The sequence below is a fragment of the Chryseobacterium sp. SG20098 genome (assembly GCF_031844745.1).
GTDB lineage: Bacteria > Bacteroidota > Bacteroidia > Flavobacteriales > Weeksellaceae > Chryseobacterium > Chryseobacterium cucumeris.
Window position 1 is genome coordinate 2,075,189 of record NZ_CP134622.1, and the last position, 26,006, is coordinate 2,101,194.

The following is a 26,006-nucleotide window of genomic DNA, read 5'->3' on the forward strand; positions in this document are numbered from 1 at the left end:
TGATTCGTTATATCGTTATATTCTGTTGACTATTTGCGAAATTTTGAAGACTGTATCTTCTGTCAGTTTTTCATACAATGGTAAGGCAATTCCCTTAGAATATGCCCTGTAAGCATTCGGGAACTTTTCTCTATAATCCAGATTGTATTTGTCTGCATAGTATTTCATAGCAGGAATACATTGAGCTCCGTAGTTTGCCCCAATTTTATTACTTCTTAAAAATTCAAGCACTTCATTTTGCTGTAAACTGTCGTCGATTAAGACGTGAAAAGTCTGCCATGTATGGTTTCTTCCTTCAGGCACTACAGGTAATGTGATCTTTGGGTTATTAATTTCCGATAGATACACCTCTGCCAAAGTTTGTTTCATCGCAAGGATATTATCCAGTCTCTGGATCTGGCTGTGAGCCAGTGCTGCCTGAAAGTCCGTCATTCTATAGTTGTATCCTGCTTCTACAAATTCCATTCTGCCATCCTGCATTTCAATACCATGATTTCTAAGTATTCTTACCTTAGCTGAATACCCGAGATTATTCGTTGTCAGAATTCCTCCTTCACCGCTGGTAATACTTTTACGTGGATGTAATGAGAATGAACCGAAATCACCAAATGTCCCTACTTTTTTGTTATTCTGAGTTGCTCCCAAAGCACATGCAGCATCTTCAATAACATACAGATTATGCTCGCGGGCAATATCCATTACACTTTCTATGTTGCAGGCTAAACCAAACTCATGAACCGGGATAATAGCCTTTGTATTGGGAGTAATAGCCTCCTTTATTTTATTGACATCAATATTAAATGTATTCTCATCAATATCCACAAAAATACATTTTGCACCTACCAGTTCCACTACATTAGCTGTAGCTACATAACTGAATGCAGGTACGATGACTTCATCACCAGCACCAATTCCTAATGTAATTAATGCCAGGTGCAAAGTAGAAGTTCCGTTACTCAGAGCTGAAGCATATTCTGCTCCCAAATAATCAGAGAAGAAAGTTTCTAATAAACCTACATTCTCTCCCTGCACCAGCATTCCTGATTTTAAAACCCCCACAACACGGTTAATATCTGTTTCATTAATATCCGGACTTGCCAGCGGAACAAAATTTGACAACATAATTATTTTTTTAATTGATAAATCCTTTCAATAATATCTACTACTTTCAACCCTTCCAAAGCATTGGTTGTAATAGTATTTCGTCCTTTTAACACGTCCACTACATTTTCAATAATATAGTGATGGTTGGCTGCAGAACCTTTATATGCGCCATAGTCATTTCCGGGATTAGTAGGAGGAAGTTCCGGCATTACATAATCTTTCACATTGCATAACTCTACTTTATCCATATACTGACCACCAATTTTAATAGAACCGTTTTCAGCAATGATAATCATAGAACTTTCAAGATTCTGATTCCATACGGAAGTAGAATAATTTAATGCTCCCATACCTCCGTTTACGAAATCGAAACTAATAAATCCTGAGTCTTCAAAATCTGTAAGAGTCTGGTGATTAAAATCAGCAAATTTTGCCTGTATATTAGTAATGTCGCCGAACAACCAGTACATAATATCTATAAAATGAGAAAACTGGGTAAATAATGTTCCACCATCCAGATTTTTCTTTCCGTGCCATGATTCCGGTTTGTAATATCGGTCATCACGATTCCAGTAGCAGTTAAGCTGCACCATGTATATTTCACCTAATTTTCCGTTTTCTACCATCTCTTTTACCCAGGCAGAAGGTGGAGAATATCGGTTTTGCATTACAGCAAAAACCTGTTTGTGTTTGTGCAGAGCCTGAAAAATAAGTTTTTCCGCATCTTGCTTGTTTAAAGTCATTGGTTTTTCCACAACAATATGCTTTCCGGCATCAATTGCTTTATAAGATTGTTCAAAGTGGAATCCGTTGGGAGTAGCGATATTGATAACATCTACTTCTATTCCTGATTTCAAAAATTCATCTAATGACTCAAAAAAAGGAACATCATAGCTTTCAATTCCTAAAGCAGATTTATCCATTATGTCTATTAGAGCTACAAGCTCACATTCAGAATTTCTTGTGATCATTTCGGCATGTCTCTTTCCGATATGCCCGCAGCCCACTACTGCAAATTTTATTTTTTCACTCATTTGCATATTTAAATTTTTGAAACTTTATTATTTTCTAATTTGTATTTTTCTCCACTTTCTTCACAAATGGCCATATTTTCTGCGTCAAACTGAAGTCTATGCCCAAATTCACTCATCCATCCCATTTGTCTGGCAGGGTTTCCCACTACCAATGCATAATCCGGAACTTCTTTTGTAACCACAGCTCCTGCTCCGATAAAAGCATACTGACCAATATTATGGCCACAAACAATCGTTGCATTAGCTCCTATGGAAGCTCCTTTTCCTACATGTGTTTTCAGATATTCATTCTTTCTGTTTACAGCACTTCTTGGATTGATTACATTGGTAAAAACCATTGAAGGACCTAAGAAAACGTCATCATCACATGTTACTCCTTCATAGATCGAAACATTATTCTGAACTTTTACATTCTTTCCCAAAACGACTTTAGGTGAAATGACAACATTCTGTCCAATATTGCATTTTTCGCCCAAAATGCAACCTGTCATAAGATGTGAAAAGTGCCAAATTTTGGTTCCGTTTCCTATTTGACATCCATCGTCAATAACGGCCGTTTCGTGTGCAAAAAAATCCGACATATCTGCTTTATATTAATTAAAATAATTCTTAATTTCTGTAATAATAATATCCAGTACTTCCTGGTCAAATTCTGTATGTATAGGAAGAGAGATCACTTCTTTGCAAAGCTGCTCTGTAACCGGAAGACTAAAACCTTCTTTCGCATATTGAAGAAAAGCTTCCTGTTTGTAAAGAGGCAAAGGATAATATATCATACTTGGAATATTCTTTTCTGCCAGATATTTTTGTAATCCATCTCTTTTTCCATTTTTCACTCTAAGGGTATACTGATGAAATACATGGGTAGAATTCGCAGCTCTTTTAGGAGCTTGAATTTCTGATATACCTGCAAGATTTGCATCATAATAATCCGCCATTCTGTTTCTGGAAGCTGAATACTCATCCAAATTCTTAAGCTTAACTTTCAATACAGCAGCCTGTATGGTATCCAATCTTGAGTTACAACCTAAAACTTTGTGGTAGTATTTCTTTTCCTGGCCGTGATTGGCAATCATTCTGATTTTGAAAGCCAGTTCATCATCATTCGTCATCAAAGCACCTCCATCACCATAACATCCCAGATTTTTTGACGGAAAAAATGACGTACATCCAATATGTCCGATAGTTCCTGTTTTTTTAACAGTTCCATCAGAAAATGTATAATCAGAGCCGATTGCTTGAGCATTATCTTCTATAACAAAAAGGTTGTGTTTTTCTGCAAATTTAAGAATTTGTTCCATATCAGCACTTTGACCATATAAATGAACAGGAACAATTGCTTTGGTATTGGGGGTAAGATATTTTTCAAGACCTTCCAGCTGTATATCAAAAGTATCTTCGTTTACGTCTACCATTACAGGTTTTAACCCTAAAAGACCAATAACTTCCGCAGTTGCTACGTAAGTGAAAGCAGGACAGATTATCTCATCACCAGGCTGCAGATTAAGGGCCATCATGGCTATTTGAAGAGCATCTGTTCCATTGGCACATGGAATAACATGTTTTACTCCAAGATATTTTTCGAAATCGTATTGAAATTCTTTTACAGCAGGGCCATTAATGAATGCTGTATTGTCTATGCATTCCTGGATACCGGCGTCTATATCTTCCTTTATTTTCAGGTACTGACCTTTAAGATCTACCATTTGAATTTTCATATTTTAGTTTTTTGAGTGCGTATAGGGGTGCGTTTTTAACTTATGATAAGTTCACTGATTTTATTTCCTATCGAAAGGCAAGATGTAGCTGCAGGAGAGGGAGCATTTCTAACGTGAATAATATTTCCATTTTTCACGATATCAAAATCATCAATCAATCCTCCATTTCTGTCGCAAGCCTGTGCTCGTACTCCTGAACCTCCTGGCACAAGGTCATTTTCCTGTATTTCCGGTAAAAGTTTCTGAAGGGCTTTTGTAAAGGCGGATTTGGATAGTGAACGGTGCATTTCCCCCATTCCTGTTTTTCCGTATTTCGCTACAATTTTTCTAAATCCCGGCCATAGCATCGTCTGCAGAGCTTCATTGAAGTTGAAATCGAAAAAATGGTATCCTTCTTTTTTGAAAGCCAGCACTGCATTAGGACCGGCTTCAATATTACCATCAATCATTCTGGTAAAGTGGACTCCAAGAAATGGAAAACTAGGGTCTGGTACCGGGTAAATGAGATGTTTTACCAGATATTTTTTTTCATCTTTGATTTTAAAATATTCTCCCCTGAAAGGAATAATGACCACATCATTTTTTTCGTTGGTCATTTTGGTGATCTTATCAGAATACAATCCTGCACAGGAAATAAGTTTTTGGGTCTTAAATTCAGAAATATTAGTGTTTACAATAACTTCAGATCCTTTATCAATAATGTTTTTTACTTCATTATTAAATCTTACTTCACCACCTGCTTCTTCAAAAAGTTCTTTTATTTTTTTGGCGATTCCCGGATAATCAATAATTCCGGTTTGTGGTACTTTGATTGCTCTTATTCCTTCACAGTGGGGTTCAATTTCACGAAATTCTTCTCTGGAAAGATATTTTAAATTCTGAAGTCCGTTTTCAACTCCTCTTTTATAAATATTATCTAAAAGTGGTAATTCTTTCTGTGAGGTGGCTACAATTATTTTTCCGCAAAGATCATATTGTATGCCATGTTTCTCGGCAAAGTTAATGACCGAGTTATAGCCTTCAATACAATTTTTAGCTTTAAGGCTTCCCGGTTTATAATAAATCCCGCTATGGATTACTCCACTGTTATGTCCCGATTGGTGCAATGCCACATCATTTTCTTTTTCCAAAATGAGAATCTTAGAATCAGGATTTTTCAGTTGAGTCTGATAGGCTGTAGCCAATCCTACCAAACCCGCACCAATGATTATGATATCATAGTTCATGATCTATTATAATCTTGCATCAACCAGATTTCTGTCTAAACATGCTTTGGTATCAAAAACCACAGCATTTTCTTTTTTAAGCAGATCCAGATCCATTTCCAGAAACTCATTATGAGATACTGCAATCACTAAAGAATCATACTTTTTACCTTCCTGAAGAGCATCCAGAATATCAATTCCATATTCATGTTTCACTTCTTCCTTGCTTGCCCACGGATCATAAATATCAACATTTACTCCATAATCAGCAAGTTCTCGGTAGATATCTACGACTTTAGTATTTCTAACATCCGGACAGTTTTCTTTGAATGTAACTCCTAAAATTAGAGCATTCGAATTCTTGATCACTCCTCCCTTTGCAATTAGAAGTTTCACTACTTTAGCTGCAACAAACTTTGCAATAGAATCGTTTACACGTCTTCCAGACAAGATAACATCTGGGTGATATCCCAGCTGTTCCGCTTTGTGTGCAAGATAATAAGGATCTACAGAGATACAGTGTCCTCCCACCAATCCTGGTTTATACTTAAGAAAATTATATTTTGTTCCTGCAGCTTCCAATACATCATTCGTATCGATACCTACCCTATCAAAGATTAATGCTAATTCGTTAACAAAAGAAATATTAACATCTCTCTGTGCATTTTCGATAGCTTTTGAAGCTTCTGCAACTTTAATGCTAGGTGCTTTATGAGTTCCGGCTGTAATGATTTTCTTATATAGATTATCTACTTCTTCGGCAATCTTTTCTGTAGAACCTGAAGTTACTTTTTTAACACTGGTAAGCGTATTTACCTTATCTCCCGGATTAATTCTTTCCGGAGAGTAGCCTACAAAAAAGTCTTCATTAAACTTAAATCCTGAATTTTTTTCAAGAACCGGTACGCATTCTTCTTCTGTACACCCCGGGAAAACTGTAGATTCATAAATAACAATATCTCCTTTTTTGATAATTTCTCCTAACATTTTTGAAGCAGAAATTAAAGGATTCAAATCTGGAGCATTATATTTATCAATAGGTGTAGGAACTGTTACAATAAATACATTAGCTTCGGCAATATCAGATAACTGACTAGTTGCTTTATAGCCTAAAGAGCCATTAGATTCCCTGTATTTTTTCAGTCCGTTATTTAATTTATCAACATCAGCTTCAAGCGTTATATCCTTTCCGTTATTAAGCTGATCAACACGCTGTGTATTGATATCAAATCCAAAGACAGGATAATGATCTGCAAATTCAAGAGATAAAGGAAGACCTACATAACCCTGGCCTATAACCGCTATTTTATATGTTGTTGCCATTAACTAAATTTATTTTTTATTTTTTGAAACCAAGATTGTTCTGTATGCTGGTTATAGCCATAACCGTATTTGTTACTGTATCCTAAATTTTCTCTGCTTACATCATTAAGAACAAATCCTACATTTCTGATTTTTTTCTGATCAATATTTCGATTGGCAAATTCCAATAATGCCTTTTCTGTGTATTTAGATCTGGAAACATAAATGGTTACATCAGAAAGTTCGGCAATAAGGAAAGTATCTGTTACAAGAAGCAATGGTGCAGTATCAAGAATAATATATTCATATTTTTCTTTCAATTCCGTCAGAAGAATTTCATAACGGCCGTTAGATAGCAATTCTGTCGGGTTCGGTGGAATCATTCCTGAATAGATTACATCCAGATAAGGATTAAAAGATGATACATGAATAATGTCTTCAAGTTTAGTCTCGTCATTGTAAAGATACTCCGTAAGCCCGGCAAGTCCTTTTCTGGCAGGATTATATCTCTGGAGCTGGGGGTTTCTGATATCAGACCCTATGATAATTGCTTTTTTCTTAGGATTGGCCAATGTTAAAGCCAAGTTTACAGATGTGAATGTTTTCCCTTCTCCTTTTACCGTCGAAGTAACGAATACTATTTTTCCTTTTTTCTCTTTTGAAAGCATGAAATTCATATTGGTAATAAGAATTCTGAATGCTTCCGCCATAGGAGTAATATCATTCATTTTAACAATCTCAGAATCTCCTTTTTCAAGACTTGGCAGTTCTGCAATAATAGGTGCATGCACCAGCTTTTCAAGATCGTGTTTTGTAACAACCTTGTTGTTGAAAATAGTAGATAAATAAATAATCAAAAATGGAATTAAAAGTCCCAAAAACAATGCTGAAATAAGGACAATCTTTCTGTTAGGTGCAATAGGGCTTGCTGATGCGTACGCTTTATCTATTATTCTTGCTTTAGGAGCAGTAATAGACTCAGCAATTGCTGTTTCTTCTCTCTTTTGAAGTAATAACAAGTATAAATTCTCCTTAATCTGCTGCTGTCTTTCAATACTTCTGAACATTTTTTCAATAGAAGGAAGTTTAGATATTTTATCTGAAACTTTATTCTGCTCACCAAGATATTCATTTCTTGCCAGCTCAAGACCTGTTTTATTTCTCTGCAAACTCTGCTCAATAGACTGGTGCATTGTGTTGATCTGTTTGGTAATATCTACCACTGTAGGGTTTTCTACAGTTGCAGACTCTAAAAACCTGTTTCTCTGAAGAACCAGCTGGTTGTAAGTAGCAATTCCTGCAATAGCTTCAGGGTTTTTCAATCCTACATTGGAAGGTAAAGCCTGATACTGGCCCTGTTTATTTACAAAACTGATCAAAGCATTAGTAAGTTCCAGCTGTGCATCCACATCAAGCTGTTTTTCTCTTGCAGCGGCAGAACTTTCCAGGCTTATTTTTGCCTCTGTTTCAAGGTCGGTAAGGTTATTTTTGGATTTAAATATTTCTTTTTGACTTTCTACATCCCCAAGCTCTCCAGTAAGTCTTTTAATTCTGTCTTCAATAAAGTCCAATGTCTTTTTAGATTCAGAATTCTTATCTAAAATAGCGTCATTGTTATATGCTACAACCAAAGCATTAAGTACATCTTCCGCTTTTGTAATTTGTGGATAGCTCATATCCAGTTTTAATACGGTAGCATCCTTATTAACTAAGCTTACCGCAAGCATACTTTGCAGCATGTCTACTTTTGTATCTACTGTTGAAATATAAAGTTCAAGATCATTCAGATTTACTTCTTTTAAAGCAGCCGGATTATATTTATCGTTTTTAGTGATGATAATATTGGCAAAGGGAAGTCCTATTGTCTTACCATAACCAGTAACAATTTCTTTTTTAGATTTATCTGTACTTACTATAAGTTTCTCTCCTTCTATTTTTAGAAGAACAGGAGTAGAAATTTCACCCGGTTTTTCATTAATTACCCTTACTTCAATCGGTGAGGTATCTTTATAGAGCTCAATTTTTCTAAGTTTAGACTTTGCAAAAATATCGGTCTGAAGGTTTTTATTAATGACTACTTCTTTCATTAGTCTTTTTGACTGCAACATCTCGATTTCATTAGCAATACTGTTTGTTTTCAGACCGCCTAAATTCGAAAAATCTGGTAAAACACCTAAATCATTATTTATAGGAGACGAGGAGTTTTTGGCATCTTTTACAAGTACTGTTGTCTGTACATTGTAAATGGGAGTCATAAATTTCAATGCAACATAACCTATTACTAAAGCAATAAAGGCGCTTAGAGCAAACCATGGCCATTTTCTTAAATAGGGCTTTACTATTTCATTAATATCAATATTACTTGAACTATTTTCTACTTCTAAAGATGGTGAAGACTGTTGGGTGTTCATTAATTTTTTTATTTCTTAAATAAACTGATTACTACTGCTACTGCTGTAATAGCAATAGAAGCTGCCGTAAGGTAAAGAGTCGTATTGGGATTTTGTTTTGCTAAAACATCTTTGGTATTGCTTGAGGAAACAATAATAGCATCACCTTGCTTCAGGTTGTAATAAGGAGAATTAATGAGATTAGCATCCTGAAGATTAATACGCCCATGAGAAACAATACCATTTTCTGTTCTGATCACCAATATATCTTCTCTTTTCCCATATTGCGTCAGGTCACCAGCCATTCCTAATGCATTTAAAACAGTTGCCTGTCCGTTTGCTATGGTATAGTCTCCTTGTCTGTTGACTTCTCCAAGTACTGTAACTTTAAAATTCGAGAGCCTGATATTAATTGTTGGGTTAATAACATACCTCGTCATTTTTTCTCTAAGTTCGTCTTTAAAAGCGGTCAGACTTTTATCCGATGTATTCAGTTTACCTAATATAGGAAAGTCAATATCTCCATTTGCATCTACAATATAAGTTGGTCCTGAAAGTACTGTTGATCCCTGATTAGGAGTATTTCCGCCGGCCATTGCATTTGTCTGGATAAGTTCTGAGGAAGAATAATTCTGATTAAAAGGTTTTACAACATCCATATCTTTTGCAGTGATCAGAATAACCAACTGATCCCCAACCTGGATTGTATTTGCTGAATTTTTCGCAGATGCGTTAATTGCAACCTGTTCTATATTCTGCATGTAATTTAAATCATTCTTAGCATTGGGGTTCACTTTGCAGGAAATCGCTAAAGAGGACACCAATACTAATGCTAATATTTTTCCTTTCATTATCTTGTTAAATTGTGCAAATATACATTTATATTTTTTCCTATTTATCCAAAGCCTCATAAATTGAATTATTGCTTCGGAATTCCGGCACTATTGTTTTAAGAATCCTTACAACTTCCACCTTATCTCTTCTCAGCGAAGCTTTAGTAATTTGCTTGGTAAGTGTATCTATATCTTCAAATCCCATTGAAGGATCTTTAGAAATCATAATTTTGTCATTATGAGTAGGAAGTGTTTTCGCATCATCACTCAGGAGTTCTTCATACAATTTTTCTCCCGGTCTCAATCCCGTATAGATGATCTTGATATCTATATTAGGTTCGAATCCTGATAACTTTATCATTCTTTTCGCAAGATCAATAATTTTTACAGGCTCACCCATATCAAAGACAAAGATCTCACCTCCTTCTCCCATTGTTCCTGCCTGAAGAACCAGTTCACAAGCTTCAGGAATAGTCATGAAATATCTTACAATTTCCGGATGGGTAATCGTTACCGGTCCCCCAGCTTCAATCTGCTTTTTAAAATGAGGAATTACAGAACCGTTGGATCCTAATACATTTCCAAATCTTGTTGTAATAAATTTGGTAACGTTTCCTTCTACATTCTGAAGAGACTGCACAAAAAGTTCGGCAGCACGTTTTGAAGCTCCCATTACATTGGTTGGATTTACAGCTTTATCTGTAGATACCATTACGAACCTGTTTACTTTATACTTGCTGGATAGTTTCGCAACAATTTTTGAACCTAATATATTAACGAAGATAGCTTCATGAGGATTTTCCTCTACCAAAGGTACATGCTTATAAGCAGCTGCATGATATACCATTGAGAAATTGTACGTTTGGAACAGAGATTCCATTCTATGATGATTGGAAACATCTCCTAAAACAAATTTGAAAGGAATATGAGGAAATTTCTCTCTCATTTCAAGTTCAATTTCATAAAGCGGTGTTTCTGCCTGATCTAAAACGACAATCAATGAAGGATTAAAGAGAGCAACCTGTCTTACGATCTCACTTCCAATGGAACCTGCTCCACCGGTTACTAATACTGTTTTATCAAAATGTCTGCTTTTAACTTTTTCGTTCTGAATTTTGATAGGCTTTCTATTTAATAAATCTTCAATCTGGAGATTTCTGATAGATCCACCCAGATCACTGTCTCTAAGCTTTTGTACAGATGGCGCTTTAAAGACGTTAAGATCTTTCTCTAAAAATAGATTTACCCATGAATTCATCTCATCTCTGGCCATCATTTCTTTAACAACAAGAACGCCATCAATAATAAGATCTTCTTTGGTATTTTCTTCTATTTTTTCTTTTTCATAAATGGGCTTTCCCAGCAGGGACGCTCTTTTAGAATCTGTTCTTTGTGTCAAGAAACCTACTACCTGATAAGGTAAACTCGGGTTATCAAGAATTGCACGTGCAATGGCAATAGACTGCTCATCAATTCCCAATACTAAAATTCTTTTTTTCAGTGCGCTTCTTCTGTATTCCCTCACAATATGGAAAAATTCCTTCACATAAAGTCTGAAAAGAAATAATCCCATAAATGAAATTACGAAATAAAGCATCAGATAAGGAGTAAGGATAAATTTGCTTCCTGTAATCCAGAAATAGCAGATATTTACAGTTCCGATAGCCAGCATTGTGCAAAAGCAGGAGATCAGGAGTTTAAATAAATCTATAAAGGTGGAATGGCGGATTATCCCGGCATAGGTCTTGAAGATATACATAAAAGCAGCATTCACCAGAATAATAAAAGCGAAAATTAGGCTTTTATCATCATGATATATGAATTCCTGTTTTGTAATTTTTGCGATAATGTAGGTAGAAAGAAATAAAGATATTACCAGAATAATAATGTCTATTACAAGAATTATCCATCTAGGAAGATATCTTACGTCTGAGAGATTGACAACATTATCCCCTCCAAATATTGTTTTTCTAAGAGAATTGTACATTGTCTATATTGGTGTTCATATTTAATTAAGGTATAATATCTAATTATCCAATCAAAGATAGTTTTGATACAATCATGCAAAAGTAAAATAAATTTATTTCAATATGCTGAAATCAAAAATAAATTTGATGTTACATTTATAAAATCTAACAATTTCATTGTGGTACAGCTAAACCCACAGACAAAAATCATACCATAGAAACTGTTTATGACTACGACATTTATCTATGTAAATTTTTTATTTCAGCTGTTTTTTCTTTAAAAGAATTATTAAATCTTTATATATCAATCTTTTTCAATGAACTGATTGTTTTTTTTCCTAAAAGTCATACGTCAAGTTTTTTTTTATTTATTAATATTTAGCCAAAAATATCAATTATTTTCTCATACTCAAAACCTTTACTCATCAAATATTTTATAGTTTTGGTTTTTTTTTGATATTCTTTCAAGCCAGTTTGTTTGGTATAATAATCATCAAAAATTTTTCTGATGGTTTTCTCATAATCTGAGTCATCAATCTCATCAAAACAAGAGCTTATCAACCTCTCTGAAATCTGTTTTTGTTTCAGATTGATCTTAATTTTGGTCTTTCCCCAGTGTTTAATGTAAAATTTCCCTCGGATATAGCTCCTGGTAAATCTTTCTTCGTTCAGAAAGTTTTCTTTCAGCAGAAATAAAATAATTTCTTCTTTTGCTTCATCAATAAGCAGAAACTCTCTCATCTTCTGTTCCACTTCCGCATGGCAGCGGTCCTGGTAAACACAATAGTTAACAAGCTTCTGTTTAATTTCGTCGAAAGTATAAGATTTCTTTTCCATTGTAATAAAAAAAGAATGAGCAGTTTGCCCATTCTTTATATGATATTGGAATGTCTGTTAGTAATTGAACAGAGCTTTACCTTCCATTAATTCGTTAACCTTCTTTCTTACAGATCCAAGAACTTCTTCATTCTTGATATTATCTACCACTTCAGAAATTAACCCTGCAATAGTATCCATATCATTTTCTTTAAGTCCTCTGGTAGTAATAGCAGCAGTTCCTAATCTGATACCAGATGTTGTAAATGGTGATTTATCATCAAAAGGAACCATATTTTTATTACAAGTAATATCAGCAAGTACTAATGCTTTTTCTGTTTCTTTACCGTTTACTCCTTTATTTCTAAGATCTACTAACATCAGGTGATTATCTGTACCACCGCTTACGATATCAAAACCTCTGTCGATCATTGCTTTTGATAATGCCTGAGCGTTAGATTTAACCTGTTTTGCATAAGTTTCGAACTGTACGTCCAATGCTTCACCGAACGCTACCGCTTTACCAGCAATTACGTGCTCAAGAGGACCACCCTGAATACCTGGGAATACAGCTCCGTCCAGCACCTGGCTCATCATTTTAATTTCTCCTTTTGGGGTTTTGTGACCGTAAGTATTTTCAAAATCTTTCCCCATCATAATCATCCCTCCTCTTGGTCCTCTAAGGGTTTTGTGAGTAGTAGTCGTTACTACATGACAGTGTTCGAATGGAGAGTTTAACAATCCTTTTGCCACTAGACCTGCCGGGTGAGCAATATCTGCCCAAAGCGTTGCTCCAACTTCGTCTGCTACTTCTCTGAACTTAGCATAGTCTAAATCTCTTGAATACGCTGAGAAACCTGCGATAAGCATTTTTGGTTTTTCTCTCAATGCCACTTCTCTCATTTGGTCATAATCGATAAGACCTGTTTCCTGCTGAACACCGTAAGAAACTACGTTATATTGAATCCCTGAGAAATTCACTGCAGAACCGTGAGTAAGGTGTCCTCCCATTGAAAGGTCCATCCCCATGATTTTGTCACCTGGTTTCAAAACTGCAAGATAAATGGCTGCATTCGCCTGAGAACCGGAATGCGGCTGAACATTCACGTAGTCTACTCCAAAAAGTTCTTTAGCTCTGTTAATCGCTAAAGTTTCAACCTCATCTACTACTTCACATCCTCCGTAATATCTTTTTCCGGGATATCCTTCAGCATATTTATTTGTCAGTACACTTCCCATTGCTTTCATCACGTTTTCAGAAACAAAGTTTTCTGATGCAATAAGTTCTAAACCATGGGTTTGTCTTTGTCTTTCCTTTTCAATCAGGTCGAAAATAATATCCATTTTACTTTTAGTTTTTGAAATTTTCACCCCAAATGTACGGAATTTTCGTCGAGATTTCTCTATTGAAAAAATGATTTTTAAACACTAAAAAATGAATATATATATCCACAAATCCTACATTATGGTTCTTTTAAATGTGTCAAAAAGCCTTTAAAATTCATCATCAGAAAGTTCTTTATTCACCATAGCTCCGGCAAAATTCCCTTGGGCAACTGCATTGGCTACGGAACGCATCATGGTTACAGTATCTCCACAGGCAAAAAGTCCGGAAACGGTTGTTTTCTGCATTATATCCACTTTAATAAATCCCTGTTCTGTAAGTTCACACCCCAGATCATCAGATACATTGATATTTTGCTCAAAAGGAATTTTCGCATACAAAGCCTGCAATGGAACTTCCTTTCCGTTTTTAAAAATTATTTTTTGAATGAAACCATTTTCATGTTTTACTTCTTTGATTTCATCTTCGTTAAGGATGATATTATTATTCTTTAGTTTTTCAAGTTGTTCGTCACTAAGAACGGCTTTTCCATTGGTAAATAAAGTGAGGTTTTTAGTCAGATTAAAAATCAGTTTTGAAAACTCGTAGGCCATATCTCCGTTGGAAAGAATTCCGGTAATTTCATTTTTTACTTCATAGCCATGACAGTATGGGCAATGAATAACAGAAATTCCCCAACATTCTGCAAATCCGGGAATATCCGGCATAATATCCTTCACTCCTGAGGCAAGGATCAATTTTTTAGCGTAAAATTTTTCACCTGTTGAAGTTTCAATCACAAAACCTTCATTTGCTTTCGAAGTTTTTACCACTGTTCCATTATAAAATCGTACGGTATCATACTTTCCTACATCTTGTTTTGCCAGCTTTGCAATTTCCGCAGGTGTTTTTCCGTCATGAGTAACAAAATTATGGGAATGTGGAGTTTGTCTGTTGCAAGGTTTTCCGTTATCGATAACCAGGACATTTCTTAATGATCTTCCCAAAGCCATTGCTGCAGATAATCCTGAATAGCTTCCTCCTGTTATGATGACATCAAAGTTTTTGTTTTCCATAGTTTAGTTGATAATTGATAATTGATAATTGATAATTGATAATTGATAATTGATAATACAAAGTTAACCTAAAATCAATTAACGCAATAAAGTTGCAATAATATTTATCTATTAGCTTTATCCTATCTGCAAATCATCATTTCCAACGTTATTGAAAACTATTTCCATTCATTTTTAACTTCGATAATTTCATCCTGAATTCTCTTGTTGATATTTACTTTTGCTCCCTGCAAACTGAAAATTGCAGTTCCTCTTTCTCTCGCGTAAGGATTGGTAATGGAATCTTTTAATGTTGCAATTTCAAAAAAGGAACCGGATTCTTTAAGTTCTTTTCCTGCTTCAGATGCCTCTTTAATCCTGATCACATTTTTATATTTTTTGTTTACATCTATCCAATTGATATAATCTGCATTAAATGACACTGCCACGACTCCGGCTTTTGAGTAATAATTAATAGCTCCGGTCTGTCCGTAATTATCACACAGTACCATGGTTTTTCCGGTTTTTGACAATCTGGAATATTCTTTATCTACTTTTTGAGCCAGCTCTTTCCAACCCTGCATATCAGCAAAATCCTGTGGCAGCGGATGATCTTTTCCATCTTCCCAGCGAAGCAACCCTAATTTTTTGTATTGACTTTGGTGGGACACGATGTATTCAGGACTTTTATTTGGAAAAGCCACATTATACAAAGGCAGAAATAAAAGTATTGGAATAAGTATGCTAACCGGCTTCAAAAATCTTTTCCGGCCTTTTTCAAATAAATTTCCGAGAAAAACAGCACCAAAAGCAATATACACAGGATAGAGTCCGATTGCGTAGTAATCTTTTGCTTTAAAAAACAAAAACAGAATGATCGTGAAGATATAGCTCCAAAAGAAAAACCTGTATTTTTCAAAAGGTTTGTATAACAGCAATGCTCCCCAGCCTGCAATCATCACAAAAATAACTCCGGCAAAAAATAAAATCTGGGATTTCATAAAATCCATTCTGTCTACATGTACAAGCTGCCGTTCAGAAAGTTCTTTCATATGATGAACAACCGGGAACTGGTTCTGGTACTGCCAGAGAAGGTTGGGAAAAATAATAATCAAAGCTAAAAGTGCAGCCCAGTACACATGAGGCAGCATAAAAATCTTCCTTTGCTCTGTCAGCAATAATGCAGGAATAAGCCCTAACAATGAAAAAGCAATATTGTATTTGTTTAATATTCCTATTCCGACAATGATGGCACCTATATACAACCATTTTACTTGTTGGGAATTGAAATATTTAATCAGACTGTAGTAAATAAACAACCATAGAAAGATCTCCAGAGAGGTTGGCTGGAATAACATATTTACCCGAAGAAGTACTGAAAATAATAGCCCTAAAGAAGCCAGTACTTTAGCAAACAGGTTTCCATTGAGCTCTTCCACAACTTTCCATGTCAGTACTATCGTCAAAGCTCCGAACAGCGCTGGAAAGAATTTAACCCAAAAGATGGAATTTCCCAACATTTTAATTATCCAGGCCAACCAGGAATTAACGGGAGGAACGGAGAGATATCCCCAGGCAAGGTGATTAGCCTGATCAAGATGCAGGTATTCATCTCTGTGAAGTTCATACTCAGGGCTTATCAGCGAGTATTGGAGTGCAAACTTTGCAATGATAAAAAGTAACAGAATCCAATAGTCTTTTTTCATGGAGGTATAGTTTGGAATTTAAAATTAAGACATTTTAAAATTACTTTTTGTTACACCTTTCCGAATTTATTATCAGCAATTTCAGTTTTTACTTTTTGAATCTTGTCTGACCAATAATTAATTTCCTCATTTTTATCCGGGAATTCTTCTATAGATTTATTCTGACATGAAATCAATGATTCCTGATAAGACTGCAAGATGGTTTTTAAATACATTTCATAGTCATTAGGATTTTTGGGAATATATCCAATTCCATCACAGCCGCATGTATGAAAGCATTTTCCTGTTTTTAAAAGACTTTCTATAATTTTCCATTCTTTGACTGCTGTTTTTTTTGGAGCTTTGAAATCTTTCCCCAGATCAGCCATTACGTTGCTGCACTCAGGACATTTTATAGTTCTGTTTTCAATCTCTGAAACAATTTTTTGTAATTCTTCTGTTTCTCTTTTTGTGAAAACATATCCCACTTTACGAATTACCTTCCCATTAGGCTCATGGTATACTTTTTCTTTTTCTACTCTTTTTATAATATCGTATACATTCTGTTGTTTAAATGATTTTCTGCATTTGAAGCATACGTAATGTGATTTATAGGTTTTCCCAGCGTATCTGCACATTTTTCATAGATTATCCAATTCAAATATAGGAATTTACACTTGCAAAAGTTTTGATCTAAAAAAAGAATCCCGGACGAAAAAAATTCCTCCGGGATTCACAGTTTAAAAGTGTATAGTGTAGTTTATTATTTTTTATTTGCTTTTTCTTTAAGCTCTTCTTTGTCTTTATCAGAAGGGTTCCAAACTTTCACTTCGGTATCTTTTGTGATATTTGATCCCGGAAGAATCTGAACGTTGATCCCGTCACTAGCTCCCAGTTTCACATATACTTTTTTGAATTTCCCATCTTTTTGTTTTGCTTCTACGAAAGGTACATCTTTTCCTTGTTTCTTTTCGTACTGAACTAAAGACTCATCCAATAATAATGCATTTTTCTGAGAACTCAATACAATTTCACCATTCGCAGAAAAACCTGCTCTAATATACTCATTATTAGGATTAGTTACGTTTCCTTCTACCGGAAATTTAATTGTTCCTGCATTATCTTTTCCTTTTGGAGCAATCATCGTTAGTTTTCCAGGGAAAGTTTTATTTTGAAGAGCACCGATCACGATGTTCATATCCATCCCTTCACTTAGCTTTCCTGCTTGTGCTTCATCAATTTCACCTTTAAAAATCAAAACATTTAAATCAGCCACTGAGCAGATTGTAGTTCCGGCATTAAAGTTATTGGCTTCAATCACCTGGCTTCCTGCTTTTACAGGAACTTCCAGTACAGTACCTGAAGCTTTGGACCGAATTTCTGTAGTCGCTAACCCTTGTCCTTTAAGTTCAGGAGTGGCACCTGTTTTAGCAATCTGTAATCTTTTTTGAGCGGTATTCAATTGCTGCTGGGCATTTTTTAAAGTCTGTTGCTGAGAGTACAATTGCTGCTGGGCGTTCAGATACTCCTGTTTAGAAGCGACTCCTTGTTTGTATAGCTTATCCTGCATTTCAAACTGTTTCTGCATATTCCCTACATTCATCTGAGCATTGCTGATCTGAATCTGCGCATTCTGAACTTCCTGCTGAGCAGCGTTTACTTCGGAGATACTTGGAACAATTTTTACGGTAGCAATCAGCTGTCCTACTTCTACTTTATCTCCTTCTTTTACTAAAATCTTATCGATAATCCCAGCAATATTGGGTTTGATTTCAATTTCTTCTTTGGGAACGATTTTCCCTGTAGCCATTACTTTATCATCCATATTCTGGATAGTAGGTTTGCGGGTAAGGAAAGCCTCACTTTCTTTGGAGTTTGATTTGATAAAATAGCCAAGCCCTGAGAACAATGCCACTGCAAATAAAAGCCCCAAGACTATATAAATGGCTTTTTTCCAGGTGAATTTCTTTTTCATATGTATAGTTTATTTTTTTTAAATTGAATGATGTGAAAATTAATTATTCTGTTCTTAATGCTTCAATAGGTCTGATCTTTACCGCTCTCTGCGCAGGAATCATCCCGATTATCAATCCTAAAACCACCATTACAGCCATCGCCGCAAATACGTTTCCATAGTTAACTGTCGGATTATAAAAAGGAAATGAATCCTGACCCTGGGTAGCCGCATTGAGAATCATGAGTACAAAAATTCCAGACATAAAACCTATTAATCCTGAGGAAAGTGTAATCACAACACTTTCCAGCAAAATCTGATTTCTTACTTCAGCAGGCTTTGCTCCCAATGCTCTTCTGATTCCGATTTCTTTGGTTCTCTCTTTTACTGTAATCAAAAGAATATTGGAGATAGCGATTACTCCTGCAAGAATCGTCAGTGTACCAACAATAATGGTCAGTAGCTGCATCCCAGTAAGAAAACCGGTTAGTTTTTTAAACTCTTTTCCAAGATTGAAACTTCCGAAAGCATTGGTGTCTTCAGGTGAAACTTTATTTTTGGTTTTTAAAACCTGTTTTACATCTTCTTCCACGGAATTAACGTTAGCATTAGGCTTACTTACAATCGCAAACAGGTCTATCTGGTCTCCTGCATTATACATTTTCGTATAAGTGGAAAGTGGAATGAAAGCGGTCTGATCATTTTCAAAGCCGCCTCCTTTTTTCACACGAAAAACTCCGATGACATTAAAGAAGAGACCTTTAATATTGATTGATTTTCCTATTGGATTTTCTTTTTTCTTGGAATCAAAGAAGTTTTTATAAATCTCTTCTCCAATAACTACTACATTTTTATTTCCGGAAACATCGGCATCATTGATATAGCGTCCGTAGATCAGTTTCTTTTCTGAAATTTTATTTCCTACAGAGTAATCTCCCGTTAATGAATAAGTACCGTTTTTCCCGTTTCTTGACATTGATTCTCCCGGTGTTCCGGTAAAGCTTCCTCTGGCATTTTGTGGCGATATATAATCTATGGCTGTTACTTTCCTTTTCAGCATATCCATATCGGTTAAGTTCAAGTGAACTTCTCTTCCTTTAGGAAATCCCTCATATGGAATGGATGTTTTCTGTGCCCATAAGAAGATTGAATTGGTGGCAAAACCGGAAAATAATTTATCAAAACCATTCTCCATCCCTTTTGCGGCTCCAAGAAGGCTTACATACAAAAACATTCCCCATCCTACGCCAATCATGGTAAGAAATGTTCGGAGTTTATTATTCCTCAATGAATAATAAATTTCCTGCCAAGTATCTTTTTTAAATATGATATTCACCTTTTTGAATTATAAGTTATAAATATGAGTTATGAATTCCATTCATTCTTTTAACTAAAAATTTGCTTTTGTTTTTTAGTTTATATTATTCTGTTCTCAATGCTTCAATAGGTTTGATTCTTGAAGCTCTGTACGCAGGTACAAATCCAGCAATCAATCCTGAAAAAATCAGGGCAATAAATGCCATAATAATAGCCCCCCAACCTACACTTGGACTTTTAATGAAAAATTCTTCAAGACTGTCACCAATAAGGCTTAATGTCAAAACACCTACTCCTACTCCTACAAGTCCGGATACCACTGTAATCACAACGCTTTCCTGAACAATCAGTCCTACGATTCCACTTGGTTTTGCCCCAATAGCTTTTCGTACTCCGATTTCTTTGGTTCTTTCTTTCACGATATACACCATGATATTACTGATCCCGATAATTCCCGCAAGCAATGTTCCCAGACCAATAAATCCAACAATAGCGGTAAGAACTGCCATAAACGTAAATGTATCATTCATATTTTTGGCGTTATTCCAGACACGAACTCCATTTTCATCATCAGGAGAAACATTTTTTCTGGCTTTCAGTTTATCTTGTAACTCATCACCATATTTTATGGCCTGATCCGGAGTCAACTTATCATTATAGGTGATATAAGCTATATTCACTGTGTCAGAACCCTTTTTCATCTGCTGTAAAGTGGTAATAGGCACTGTAATATGTCTTTCATCCCGGTCTCCTCCATCATCTGAAAAGACTCCGATCACCTTGTACATCGTTCCATTAATATCCAGCTCTTTTCCAATAGGATTTCCATTTTTGATCAAATCCCGCTGAACCATTCTTCCGATTACGGCAACATTTAATTTCCTTGTCAAATCCATAGATGTCAGATAACGACCATCAATAATTTTTCTATTCTCAATAACCTGCTCTCCCGGCTCAGCACCATTGATCTGATAGAGACCACTCTCTTTCCCATATTTCACCATTAAATTGGCGCTATACCTGGGACTTGAAGGACCCGCTTTTTTCTTATCTGCATTTATCAAAAAATCATAGTCTGCGTTATTCATTGAAACATTTCTATCAGACTGTAATCCCTTATACGCTAAAGTGGCTTTCCCTGTTGAAATAATAATAAGGTTCTTAGCATCTCCGGCAAATCCTTCTGAGAAAGCATTCTGAAGTCCTTTTCCAATTCCAAAAAGTACGATGAAAATAAACAGCCCCAGGGCTACCGTAAACCCTGAAAGTACCGTCCTGAGCACATTGCTCCGGATAGAACTGAATATTTCCTGCCAACGATCTAGGTCAAACATAGTTTTTATTTTTTTACTTTGTAAAAAAGTCAATTAGCTGCGCTCTCAATTTTCTTCGAAGTCAATTAACTTTGTTGTCAATTTATTCTTCGCAAAACTTTAGTTACGAACCTGACTAATTTTCACATTTCTAATCTTTTTTTAACATTTTACTTAACAAGATAAATGCTGTTTTTATTAAATTTCCAATTTTTGTTAATTCCTCTATTTTAATATAATTACATTCTATAACGATATCAAAACAAGAATCCAACTCAATAACCGAACCTCTGGCAATTTCAAAATACCTCTTTCTTTCCAGTTCAGATTTTCTTGAACATCCTTCAGTAATATTTAGTACAACTGAAGTAGAAGCTCTTCGTATCTGATCGATTATGTTAAACTTTTCATGATCAGGGATTTTAGATAAAATTTTATAACATTCTATTCTTAATTCTCTGGCTGACCGATATACGTCAAGCTTATAATGGTTCAGATTTAAAAACATTTTTATTTTTTCTCATATTCATTCGTGTGTGTTATTAATTATTTTCCCTCTTCATTATCAATTCACTTGTAAAGCAAAATTGACCATTCACGATTCACTTATAATACAATCTGCTTAATAAACTCATCACTTTCAATAATCCCGTCCTTCAGTACTACATTTCTTTTAGTTTGTGCAGCTACATCAGGTTCATGGGTTACAACGATGATTGTTTTCCCCTCATTATTGATATCCTGAAGTAGTTTCATAATATCATGAGTAGTTTTGGAATCCAATGCTCCTGTAGGCTCATCTGCCAGTACTACTTTTGGATCTGTAATCAAAGCTCTTGCAATAGCGACTCTTTGTTTCTGTCCTCCGGAAAGTTCACTCGGAAGGTGGTTGGCCCATTGTGCCAATCCTACTTTCTCCAGATATTCCATCGCTTTCTGATTTCGCTCTTTTCTCGGTACATTCTGATAGTACAGAGGAAGTGCTACATTTTCTAAAGCCGTTTTATAATTGATAAGGTTAAAAGACTGGAAAATAAATCCTAAAAACCTGCTTCTATATTCCGCAGCTTTTACTTCAGATAAATGTTCGATAGGAACTCCATCCAATTCATAGATACCTGAATCTTTTTCATCCAGAATCCCAATAATATTAAGAAGCGTGGATTTTCCGGAACCGGAACTTCCCATAATAGAAACAAACTCCCCTTCAGAAATATTCAGATTAATTCCTTTGAGAACATGAAGTTTGCTTTTCCCTGTATCGTATGACTTATTTAAATCCTGAATTACTAACATTAAGTGATGTATGTTTTATACCCAATAAGTAGATGATATTTTCAAATTGTTACAAGAATAAAAATTTATTCAAATATTTTTTTGTTTAACACAATAGACCTTTATTTATAATACTTTACAAAATATTGTTTAACTGTAACTCTGTATTTGTATCTATTTATCCTCAAGATTGCTGTCTAGCCTATTATCCGAGCCAGTTTCATGTAAATGTGGAAAACTTTTCAGGCTAAAAGTCAGCCTATTAGTATTTACCTCTTTCAAAATCAGTTCTTTTTTTCGAACTTTGCTATTAGTTCTTTACAAGAAATATGAATTTGCGGAAGTGAATAACTTTAATCCACAACTTGCAGATAAACAAAAAGTTAAGTATTTCCTGAACGTTGTCCACAGAGATCTAAATTATTTAATTATAAAGATATTTAATATGGGAATTTTTGATAAAAGAGTAAGTTATAAGCCATTTGAATACCCGGAGGTTCTTCAATTTGTAGAGGCAATCAACAAATCGTTCTGGGTACATTTGGAAGTGGACTTTACTGCAGATGTTCAGGATTTTCATTCGCAGTTGGAACCACATGAAAAACATGCTGTGAAAAATGCGCTGTTAGCCATTGCACAGATCGAGGTGTCTGTAAAGACATTCTGGGGGAATTTATACAACCACCTACCAAAGCCGGAATTCAATGGATTAGGATCTACTTTTGCAGAATGCGAGTTTCGTCATTCTGAAGCATATTCCCGTTTATTAGAGGTATTAGGATACAATGACGAATTCCTTAATGTTATCGAAATTCCTGCTGTAAAAGGAAGAATCGAGTTCCTGGGAAATGCTTTAAAACACGCTAATTCTGCAACCCCTAAAGAGTATGTTTCTGCTTTACTATTATTCAGTATTTTAGTAGAAAATGTTTCTCTTTTCTCGCAGTTTGCCATCATCCTTTCTTTCACAAGATTCAAAGGATTCATGAAAAACGTTTCCAATATTATTGCATGGACTTCCGTAGATGAGCAGATTCACGCTAATGCAGGAATCTACCTGATCAACAAAATCCGTGAGGAGCAGCCTGACTTGTTAACAGACAGCGATATCGAAGACATTTACACTTTGGTAGATGAGTCTATCGCAAGAGAAGGAGACATTCTTAGCTGGATCTTTGAACTGGGAGAAATCGACAACGTTTCTAAAGAAGATCTGTTAAACTTCATGAAATACCGTGTGGATGACAGCTTGAAGAAAATCAACATGAAAACAAAATACAACATTACTCCTGAACAATACAGACCAATGGTATGGTTCGAGGAAGAAGTTTTCGCCAATTCATTAGATGATTTCTTTGCTAAAAGACCTGTTGATTATACAAAACACGATAAAAGTATTACAGCAAACGACTTGTTCTAATATTGACGAGCGAGCGTCAAAGCGGTCAGTATCAGGACTACCCTTTTCTGATTAATAAGTGAAATTGTTGTTCATCAGTAAAGCACAAATACAAAAGAAATGATTAATGTAATAGTAACCTATACGGTAAACCCCGAATTTGTTCCAAACAATAAAACGAATATCCAAAAGTTTCTGGAAGATTTCAAAAATTTAGATCCTTCCACCTTTGAATATAAAGTTTTTGTAAAGGAAGATGGTGTTACTTTTGTACATTATTCAAACTACATCAATGAAGAAGTTCAGCATGAGGTTTTGAATGTTCCGTCTTTTAAAGAATTTCAGAGATTAAGAGACGAAAGCGGGCTGAACGGTTCCCACAAAGTAGAAATTTTACAATCAATATTATAAAAAAACAAAATTCCGGAGTGATTCTCTCATTCCGGAATTCGAAAATATAACATCTATGGAAGAGCAAAATTCAAATATATGGTGGCTCAATGAAGAGTCTGAGCAAATGCTGAACAGAGGATATCTGTTGAAAGGTGAAACGGTAGACGGAGCTATCGACAGAATTACCACTGCTGCTGCAAAAAGGTTATACAAGCCTGAACTTCAACCGGCATTCAAAGAAATGATCACGAAAGGATGGATCAGCTTCTCTTCTCCTGTATGGGCTAATATGGGAACAGAAAGAGGTCTTCCTATCTCCTGTTTCAACGTTCACATTCCGGACAGCATTGAAGGAATTACTCATAAAATGGGTGAAGTCATCATGCAGACTAAAATCGGAGGTGGTACTTCAGGATATTTTGGAGAATTGAGAAACAGAGGAACTGCTGTAACAGATAACGGAAAATCTTCAGGAGCAGTTTCATTCATGAAGCTTTTCGATACGGCTATGGATGTGGTTTCTCAGGGAGGAGTAAGAAGAGGTGCTTTTGCTGCTTACTTAGATATTGACCACGGGGATATTGAAGAATTTTTATCCATTAAAGATATCGGCAGCCCGATTCAGAACCTGTTTACCGGAGTATGTGTACCGGATTACTGGATGCAGGATATGATTGACGGTGATATGGAAAAACGTAAAGTTTGGGCAAGAGTATTGGAAAGCCGCCAGCAAAAAGGTCTTCCGTATATTTTCTTCACAGACAACGTGAACAGAAATAAACCTCAGGTTTATAAAGACCTGGGAATGACAGTGAATGCAAGTAACCTTTGTTCTGAAATCATGCTTCCATCAACAATGGAAGAATCTTTCATCTGCTGTCTGTCTTCCATGAACCTGGAATTGTATGATGAGTGGAAAGATACCGATGCTGTAAAACTGGCAGTATACTTCCTTGATGCTGTATTATCAGAGTTCATTGACAAAACTGAAGGAAACTATTACCTACAGGGAGCAAGAAACTTCGCGATGCGTCACAGAGCTCTTGGATTAGGCGTTTTAGGATACCACTCTTATTTACAGAAAAATATGATTCCGTTTGAAAGCTTTGAGGCGACTCAGTTCAATGCAAGAGCATTCAGACATATCAAAGAACAGGCTGAGCAGGCTTCAAGAGAACTTGCCAACATCTATGGAGAACCAGAAGTATTGAAAGGATACGGATTGAGAAATACCACAACAATGGCTATTGCTCCTACCACTTCAAGTTCTGCCATCTTAGGACAGACTTCTCCTGGAATTGAGCCTTTCTCTTCCAACTATTATAAAGCAGGTCTTGCGAAAGGAAACTTTATGCGTAAGAATAAATACCTTGCACAACTATTGAAAGAAAAAGGACTGGATAACGAAGAAACATGGAGAACAATCATGCTGAACCACGGATCGGTACAGCACCTGAACGAGCTTACTCCTGAAGAAAAGGCAGTATTCAAAACGTTCAAAGAAATCTCTCCAATGGAGATTATCTCTCAGGCAGCACAGAGACAGCAATATATTGATCAGGCACAGTCACTGAATCTTCAGATTCCTTCTACAATGCCTGTAAAAGATGTCAACTACCTTTATATTGAAGCTTGGAAAAAAGGAGTAAAAACACTTTACTACCAACGAAGTTCATCCGTTTCAAAAGAAATGATGGTTAACTTCGTATCATGTTCAAGCTGTGAGGCATAGAACCAAGTAATAAACACGCTATATTTACAAAAGCATACCGAAAGGTGTGCTTTTGTCGTTTTCATAGGCCTTGATTGATAGTTTAGTTTCCCACAGATTCTCACAGATGATTGCGTGTATTTAAAATGATTTAGTAAGAATAAAATACATTTCTTATGTTGGCATCATTTATCAATCATAATTTTTAGTT

Annotated in this window: 22 protein-coding genes; 3 read left to right on the plus strand and 19 right to left on the minus strand. The window is 35.5% G+C overall.

The window, feature by feature from the left end:
- Positions 1–15 precede the first annotated feature (15 nt).
- The 19 genes from RHP76_RS09460 to RHP76_RS09550 form a co-directional block, all read right to left on the minus strand.
- Positions 16–1,122 (minus strand): DegT/DnrJ/EryC1/StrS family aminotransferase, encoded by a 1,107-nt coding sequence (locus RHP76_RS09460; protein ID WP_311230042.1) that lies wholly within the window; start codon positions 1,120–1,122, stop codon positions 16–18.
- 2 nt (positions 1,123–1,124) lie between these two features.
- Complete coding sequence (locus tag RHP76_RS09465) at positions 1,125–2,138, minus strand: Gfo/Idh/MocA family protein (protein WP_311230043.1); 1,014 nt, start codon at positions 2,136–2,138, stop codon at positions 1,125–1,127.
- An 8-nt stretch (positions 2,139–2,146) separates the two neighbouring features.
- Positions 2,147–2,719 carry an acyltransferase gene (locus RHP76_RS09470; protein WP_311230044.1) on the minus strand — a complete coding sequence of 191 codons (573 nt, stop codon included), beginning with the start codon at positions 2,717–2,719 and terminating at the stop codon, positions 2,147–2,149.
- Positions 2,720–2,731: 12 nt separating this feature from the next.
- Entirely contained in the window at positions 2,732–3,856 is a 1,125-nt protein-coding gene (locus RHP76_RS09475) for a DegT/DnrJ/EryC1/StrS family aminotransferase (RefSeq protein ID WP_311230045.1), read from the minus strand.
- A 35-nt stretch (positions 3,857–3,891) separates the two neighbouring features.
- The gene (lhgO, locus tag RHP76_RS09480; RefSeq protein ID WP_311230046.1) at positions 3,892–5,082 is read right to left on the minus strand and encodes an L-2-hydroxyglutarate dehydrogenase; all 1,191 of its coding nucleotides are present in this window, start codon (positions 5,080–5,082) and stop codon (positions 3,892–3,894) included.
- 6 nt (positions 5,083–5,088) lie between these two features.
- On the minus strand, positions 5,089–6,384 hold the full coding sequence (locus tag RHP76_RS09485) for a nucleotide sugar dehydrogenase (RefSeq protein ID WP_120232071.1): 1,296 nt from the start codon (positions 6,382–6,384) through the stop codon (positions 5,089–5,091).
- On the minus strand, positions 6,384–8,774 hold the full coding sequence (locus tag RHP76_RS09490; protein WP_311230047.1) for a GumC family protein: 2,391 nt from the start codon (positions 8,772–8,774) through the stop codon (positions 6,384–6,386). The genes RHP76_RS09485 and RHP76_RS09490 overlap by 1 nt, the downstream gene beginning before the upstream one ends.
- A gap of 8 nt (positions 8,775–8,782) precedes the next feature.
- Positions 8,783–9,604, minus strand: a complete 822-nt coding sequence (locus tag RHP76_RS09495) for a polysaccharide biosynthesis/export family protein (RefSeq protein WP_120232073.1) — start codon at positions 9,602–9,604, stop codon at positions 8,783–8,785.
- 40 nt (positions 9,605–9,644) lie between these two features.
- On the minus strand, positions 9,645–11,573 hold the full coding sequence (locus RHP76_RS09500) for a polysaccharide biosynthesis protein (protein WP_288443360.1): 1,929 nt from the start codon (positions 11,571–11,573) through the stop codon (positions 9,645–9,647).
- A 358-nt stretch (positions 11,574–11,931) separates the two neighbouring features.
- Positions 11,932–12,390, minus strand: coding sequence for a regulatory protein RecX (locus tag RHP76_RS09505; protein WP_062673988.1), 459 nt, complete (start codon positions 12,388–12,390; stop codon positions 11,932–11,934).
- 57 nt (positions 12,391–12,447) lie between these two features.
- On the minus strand, positions 12,448–13,713 hold the full coding sequence (glyA, locus tag RHP76_RS09510) for a serine hydroxymethyltransferase (RefSeq protein WP_034699074.1): 1,266 nt from the start codon (positions 13,711–13,713) through the stop codon (positions 12,448–12,450).
- Between the two features lie 150 nt (positions 13,714–13,863).
- Positions 13,864–14,769, minus strand: a complete 906-nt coding sequence (locus RHP76_RS09515; RefSeq protein WP_216443993.1) for an NAD(P)/FAD-dependent oxidoreductase — start codon at positions 14,767–14,769, stop codon at positions 13,864–13,866.
- A gap of 158 nt (positions 14,770–14,927) precedes the next feature.
- The gene (locus RHP76_RS09520) at positions 14,928–16,454 is read right to left on the minus strand and encodes a glycosyltransferase family 39 protein (protein ID WP_311230048.1); all 1,527 of its coding nucleotides are present in this window, start codon (positions 16,452–16,454) and stop codon (positions 14,928–14,930) included.
- 50 nt (positions 16,455–16,504) lie between these two features.
- The gene (locus tag RHP76_RS09525) at positions 16,505–17,071 is read right to left on the minus strand and encodes a hypothetical protein (protein WP_120232077.1); all 567 of its coding nucleotides are present in this window, start codon (positions 17,069–17,071) and stop codon (positions 16,505–16,507) included.
- A gap of 125 nt (positions 17,072–17,196) precedes the next feature.
- Complete coding sequence (locus tag RHP76_RS09530) at positions 17,197–18,408, minus strand: efflux RND transporter periplasmic adaptor subunit (RefSeq protein WP_062673981.1); 1,212 nt, start codon at positions 18,406–18,408, stop codon at positions 17,197–17,199.
- 43 nt (positions 18,409–18,451) lie between these two features.
- Positions 18,452–19,723, minus strand: a complete 1,272-nt coding sequence (locus RHP76_RS09535) for an ABC transporter permease (RefSeq protein ID WP_062673979.1) — start codon at positions 19,721–19,723, stop codon at positions 18,452–18,454.
- Between the two features lie 85 nt (positions 19,724–19,808).
- Complete coding sequence (locus RHP76_RS09540) at positions 19,809–21,038, minus strand: ABC transporter permease (protein WP_120232078.1); 1,230 nt, start codon at positions 21,036–21,038, stop codon at positions 19,809–19,811.
- 130 nt (positions 21,039–21,168) lie between these two features.
- The gene (locus tag RHP76_RS09545; protein ID WP_277695422.1) at positions 21,169–21,525 is read right to left on the minus strand and encodes a four helix bundle protein; all 357 of its coding nucleotides are present in this window, start codon (positions 21,523–21,525) and stop codon (positions 21,169–21,171) included.
- A gap of 98 nt (positions 21,526–21,623) precedes the next feature.
- On the minus strand, positions 21,624–22,313 hold the full coding sequence (locus RHP76_RS09550) for an ABC transporter ATP-binding protein (RefSeq protein WP_062673972.1): 690 nt from the start codon (positions 22,311–22,313) through the stop codon (positions 21,624–21,626).
- A 424-nt stretch (positions 22,314–22,737) separates the two neighbouring features.
- Here RHP76_RS09550 and RHP76_RS09555 point away from each other — a divergent pair, with 424 nt between their 5' ends.
- The 3 genes from RHP76_RS09555 (at position 22,738) to RHP76_RS09565 (ending at position 25,816) form a co-directional block, all read left to right on the plus strand.
- Complete coding sequence (locus RHP76_RS09555) at positions 22,738–23,712, plus strand: ribonucleotide-diphosphate reductase subunit beta (protein ID WP_311230049.1); 975 nt, start codon at positions 22,738–22,740, stop codon at positions 23,710–23,712.
- Positions 23,713–23,811: 99 nt separating this feature from the next.
- Complete coding sequence (locus RHP76_RS09560; RefSeq protein ID WP_062673969.1) at positions 23,812–24,102, plus strand: hypothetical protein; 291 nt, start codon at positions 23,812–23,814, stop codon at positions 24,100–24,102.
- A gap of 55 nt (positions 24,103–24,157) precedes the next feature.
- Positions 24,158–25,816: a ribonucleoside-diphosphate reductase subunit alpha gene (locus RHP76_RS09565; RefSeq protein ID WP_062673967.1), complete on the plus strand. Its 1,659-nt coding sequence runs from the start codon at positions 24,158–24,160 to the stop codon at positions 25,814–25,816.
- Positions 25,817–26,006 lie beyond the last annotated feature (190 nt).

Coding starts and splice junctions, on each gene's coding strand:
- RHP76_RS09460 (WP_311230042.1), bottom strand. CDS start 1,122: ATGTTGTCAAATTTTGTTCCGCTGGCAAGTCCGGATATTAATGAAACA.
- RHP76_RS09465 (WP_311230043.1), bottom strand. CDS start 2,138: ATGAGTGAAAAAATAAAATTTGCAGTAGTGGGCTGCGGGCATATCGGA.
- RHP76_RS09470 (WP_311230044.1), bottom strand. CDS start 2,719: ATGTCGGATTTTTTTGCACACGAAACGGCCGTTATTGACGATGGATGT.
- RHP76_RS09475 (WP_311230045.1), bottom strand. CDS start 3,856: ATGAAAATTCAAATGGTAGATCTTAAAGGTCAGTACCTGAAAATAAAG.
- lhgO (WP_311230046.1), bottom strand. CDS start 5,082: ATGAACTATGATATCATAATCATTGGTGCGGGTTTGGTAGGATTGGCT.
- RHP76_RS09485 (WP_120232071.1), bottom strand. CDS start 6,384: ATGGCAACAACATATAAAATAGCGGTTATAGGCCAGGGTTATGTAGGT.
- RHP76_RS09490 (WP_311230047.1), bottom strand. CDS start 8,774: ATGAACACCCAACAGTCTTCACCATCTTTAGAAGTAGAAAATAGTTCA.
- RHP76_RS09495 (WP_120232073.1), bottom strand. CDS start 9,604: ATGAAAGGAAAAATATTAGCATTAGTATTGGTGTCCTCTTTAGCGATT.
- RHP76_RS09500 (WP_288443360.1), bottom strand. CDS start 11,573: ATGTACAATTCTCTTAGAAAAACAATATTTGGAGGGGATAATGTTGTC.
- RHP76_RS09505 (WP_062673988.1), bottom strand. CDS start 12,390: ATGGAAAAGAAATCTTATACTTTCGACGAAATTAAACAGAAGCTTGTT.
- glyA (WP_034699074.1), bottom strand. CDS start 13,713: ATGGATATTATTTTCGACCTGATTGAAAAGGAAAGACAAAGACAAACC.
- RHP76_RS09515 (WP_216443993.1), bottom strand. CDS start 14,769: ATGGAAAACAAAAACTTTGATGTCATCATAACAGGAGGAAGCTATTCA.
- RHP76_RS09520 (WP_311230048.1), bottom strand. CDS start 16,454: ATGAAAAAAGACTATTGGATTCTGTTACTTTTTATCATTGCAAAGTTT.
- RHP76_RS09525 (WP_120232077.1), bottom strand. CDS start 17,071: ATGTGCAGATACGCTGGGAAAACCTATAAATCACATTACGTATGCTTC.
- RHP76_RS09530 (WP_062673981.1), bottom strand. CDS start 18,408: ATGAAAAAGAAATTCACCTGGAAAAAAGCCATTTATATAGTCTTGGGG.
- RHP76_RS09540 (WP_120232078.1), bottom strand. CDS start 21,038: ATGTTTGACCTAGATCGTTGGCAGGAAATATTCAGTTCTATCCGGAGC.
- RHP76_RS09545 (WP_277695422.1), bottom strand. CDS start 21,525: ATGTTTTTAAATCTGAACCATTATAAGCTTGACGTATATCGGTCAGCC.
- RHP76_RS09550 (WP_062673972.1), bottom strand. CDS start 22,313: ATGTTAGTAATTCAGGATTTAAATAAGTCATACGATACAGGGAAAAGC.
- RHP76_RS09555 (WP_311230049.1), top strand. CDS start 22,738: ATGGGAATTTTTGATAAAAGAGTAAGTTATAAGCCATTTGAATACCCG.
- RHP76_RS09560 (WP_062673969.1), top strand. CDS start 23,812: ATGATTAATGTAATAGTAACCTATACGGTAAACCCCGAATTTGTTCCA.
- RHP76_RS09565 (WP_062673967.1), top strand. CDS start 24,158: ATGGAAGAGCAAAATTCAAATATATGGTGGCTCAATGAAGAGTCTGAG.